This is a genomic window from Bartonella sp. AA83SXKL, from assembly GCF_042196965.1.
Classification (GTDB): Bacteria; Pseudomonadota; Alphaproteobacteria; order Rhizobiales; family Rhizobiaceae; genus Bartonella.
On sequence record NZ_JBHIRG010000332.1, the window covers coordinates 324 to 556 of the forward strand.

Annotated in this window: 1 pseudogene; it reads right to left on the minus strand. The window is 37.3% G+C overall.

What is annotated here, in order from left to right:
• Nucleotides 1-133, minus strand: a pseudogene (locus tag ACFINO_RS11470) (peptide chain release factor N(5)-glutamine methyltransferase); the annotation flags it as partial.
• Nucleotides 134-233 lie beyond the last annotated feature (100 nt).

The following is a 233-nucleotide window of genomic DNA, read 5'->3' on the forward strand; positions in this document are numbered from 1 at the left end:
CTCTATCAGATATATTTGTATCTGTTATCCATTCGACCAGTATTTTTGCATCAAGATTGGCTTCAGAAACTCCTTGAGAGCGCAATTTTTCTTGAGTTTGTCGAATGACATTGTTGAGAGAATGTTTGTTCATTCATGATGATCCATTTCCATAAGGAGGGCTGTTTGGTGATCGGATATGAGTGCATGAATAAGTTCATCAAGATCTCCTTCTAAAACGCGGTCAAGTTTAT